The sequence below is a fragment of the Amycolatopsis sp. NPDC051716 genome, from assembly GCF_040681595.1.
Classification (GTDB): domain Bacteria; phylum Actinomycetota; class Actinomycetes; order Mycobacteriales; family Pseudonocardiaceae; genus Amycolatopsis.
Genome location: NZ_JBFAZA010000095.1, coordinates 1 through 2,271, shown reverse-complemented (window position 1 = coordinate 2,271; position 2,271 = coordinate 1). Strand labels below are relative to the sequence as shown.

The window sequence follows — 2,271 nt, the reverse complement described above, 5'->3', positions numbered from 1 at the left end:
CGCGAGAGGACGCACAGCATGAGGCAACTGCATTGGATACTGACATTGCGATGGTTGGCACCCGACGGCGAGCACACGCAGACGTTCGACGGCACCGGCGATTTCGAAGGCACGGGCACGCGCAGGCAGGCATTCGCCGAAATCGTCGCCATGGCGGCCGAGATGGCGGGCATTCCGGCGCATCCAATGCCGAACGTGCTGTTTTTCAGCCTGGAACGCAACGACCTGAGAGGACCGCACTCATGATCGACGTCGATCAGGTAATCAAGCTGCATTTCTTGCGCCTTGGCCCATCGAAAGCCGCGCTGCGCGAGGATGCCACGTACAGCGCGCAGATACGTTTCATGCGCAACATGGTGCACCGCCTCGGCATCGTGCTCGAGGACGAAGGCGTTCCCGACGAGACGGCCGAGCGCATCGTGCGGGGCGTGCTCTACGGCGCACCGACCGAGGAGGCCGCAGAGCTGCGCATGGCGCAGGCCGCCAATGCCCGCGAGGCCGCCATACGGCGGGCGGCGTCGGCGACAATGTCCGAGAGAGACGCACGGAAGATGTTCGGGCTGTGAGGATCGAGGAGTTCATCGAGGCGCGTCTCGTCGAGCGCGCATCCGGCGTCGAGGCCATCAGGTCCGCCTTGTTCAACGCCGAGATGGACCGGCGCGGGAACGGGCCCGGCTGCGCGAGTTTCGGCAGCGTCATGTCGCGATCGGAAGACATGGCGCGGCGGATGGTCGCCGAGCCTGTGCGCGCGAGCGAGCTCATGCCCGGCGATCGGACCGCAGTCGCCGCAGTGTGGCGCGATCATCCCGACTACCAGCAGGAATGGGCAACATAGGTCAGCGCGCCGCGCGGTAGCTGGACAAGATCGCCGCTCACTGTCAGACTTTCTTGCAGCGGGACATCTGTCCCCGAAGCCCGGTCCCGGCCCCCTGCTGGACCGGGTTTTTTCATGCCCCGCACTCGACGCGCGGTAGAGCAGCTCGGTCAGCTCGTCGGTCTCATAATCCGAAGGTCGCCGGTTCAAATCCGGCCCGCGCTACGGCCGCAACGGTCACCAGTCACCACAACCCGGATCCGCCTGCGCGGTCCGGGTTTCGCAGTTTCAGGAGAGATCCATGTTCGCAACTCTGTCCGCCGAAGCGTCACATGTTCCGTGGGCGCTGCTCGGCCGTCTCGCTCTGGCGATCCTGGGCGTGCTGGTCTGATGTCCGAGGGCATCGGCGCACCGATCGCGACCATCGGCCGAATCGTCCACTATCAGACCTACGGCACGCCGGGCGGCGAACACGAGCCCGAACCGGTCGCCGCGATCGTCACCGGGTCGCATCCCGGCAATGCGGCCGACCTGTACGTCATCTACCCGAACGGCACGTCGAACAAGTCGCTCGTGCCGTGGGCGCCCGAACCGACGCCCGGTCACTGGAACTGGCCGCCGAGAGTCTGAGCATGTCGCGCCGCCGCTTCCTGATTCGTGATTTCGTCGATTTCCTCACCGGCGGCGACGTCGCGACCGTTCACACCGGCCCGATCCCGATATGGGCCGGATTCATCATCGAGCAGAACGCTCGAATTCTCGAGATCCTGGAGAAGTTCATGCCAAACATCGAAGCGCAGCTGAAGGCCGATATTGCCTCGCTGGTCGATTCCAACACGAAGATCGTGGCGCTGTCCGCTGCGCAGGTTCAGCAGATCGGTGATCTGCAGGGCCAGGTCGCCGCGCTGAAGTCGCAGATCGACGCCGGCGGCACCATCACTGCCGAGGACGTCGCCGCACTGGACGACATCACGGCCAAGATCGCCGCCACCGCAGCCAGCACGGCGGACACCGCAGGTGCCAGCGCTACCAGCCCGGCGGCCGGTCAGAGCGTGGAACCGCAGCAGCCCATCACCTCGCAGCCCGTCGAGACCGCACCGGCCACCGATGCCGCTGCCCCGGTCGATGTGCCCGTGCAGCAGCCCATCACCAGCGACGGCAGCGATGCCGCCAAGGTGAGCGGCGCTGACGACACGGCCACCGACACCACGGCCACCGCACCGGCCGAGGACAGCGCCACCGAGCAGACCAGCGAGCCCACTGCCACCGCCGACGAGGGCGACAGCTCGGCCACTGGCACCACCGGGTTCGGACTGTAGGTCCTGCCGGTCATGCCGACCCGGGCCGCGCGGCGCACAACGACGCAGCGCGGCCTCGGTCATGTCCATCAGCAGCGCGTCGCGGGCCTACTTCGCGCGCTCGAGGACGGCTCGCCCTGCTGGTGGTGCACCGGGCCC

General features: G+C 66.9%; 5 protein-coding genes and 1 tRNA gene. All 6 read left to right on the top strand.

Features of this window, described 5'->3' with window-relative positions:
• A partial coding sequence (locus AB0M30_RS47605) for a hypothetical protein (protein WP_364599303.1) occupies positions 1-246 on the top strand: 246 nt, incomplete at its 5' end.
• Entirely contained in the window at positions 243-566 is a 324-nt protein-coding gene (locus AB0M30_RS47600) for a hypothetical protein (RefSeq protein ID WP_364599300.1), read from the top strand. The genes AB0M30_RS47605 and AB0M30_RS47600, both read left to right, overlap by 4 nt.
• Positions 563-835: a hypothetical protein gene (locus AB0M30_RS47595; protein ID WP_364599297.1), complete on the top strand. Its 273-nt coding sequence runs from the start codon at positions 563-565 to the stop codon at positions 833-835. The genes AB0M30_RS47600 and AB0M30_RS47595 overlap by 4 nt, the downstream gene beginning before the upstream one ends.
• Positions 836-964: 129 nt before the next feature.
• Positions 965-1,039: transfer RNA gene (locus AB0M30_RS47590), tRNA-Met, on the top strand.
• 165 nt (positions 1,040-1,204) lie between these two features.
• Positions 1,205-1,444, top strand: coding sequence for a hypothetical protein (locus tag AB0M30_RS47585; protein WP_364599294.1), 240 nt, complete (start codon positions 1,205-1,207; stop codon positions 1,442-1,444).
• Between the two features lie 2 nt (positions 1,445-1,446).
• The gene (locus tag AB0M30_RS47580; protein ID WP_364599291.1) at positions 1,447-2,133 is read left to right on the top strand and encodes a hypothetical protein; all 687 of its coding nucleotides are present in this window, start codon (positions 1,447-1,449) and stop codon (positions 2,131-2,133) included.
• Positions 2,134-2,271: the final 138 nt, after the last annotated feature.

Bases quoted from the DNA above. Each gene is read 5' to 3' on its own strand.
- AB0M30_RS47600 (WP_364599300.1), top strand. From the start codon at position 243: ATGATCGACGTCGATCAGGTAATCAAGCTGCATTTCTTGCGCCTTGGC.
- AB0M30_RS47585 (WP_364599294.1), top strand. From the start codon at position 1,205: ATGTCCGAGGGCATCGGCGCACCGATCGCGACCATCGGCCGAATCGTC.
- AB0M30_RS47580 (WP_364599291.1), top strand. From the start codon at position 1,447: ATGTCGCGCCGCCGCTTCCTGATTCGTGATTTCGTCGATTTCCTCACC.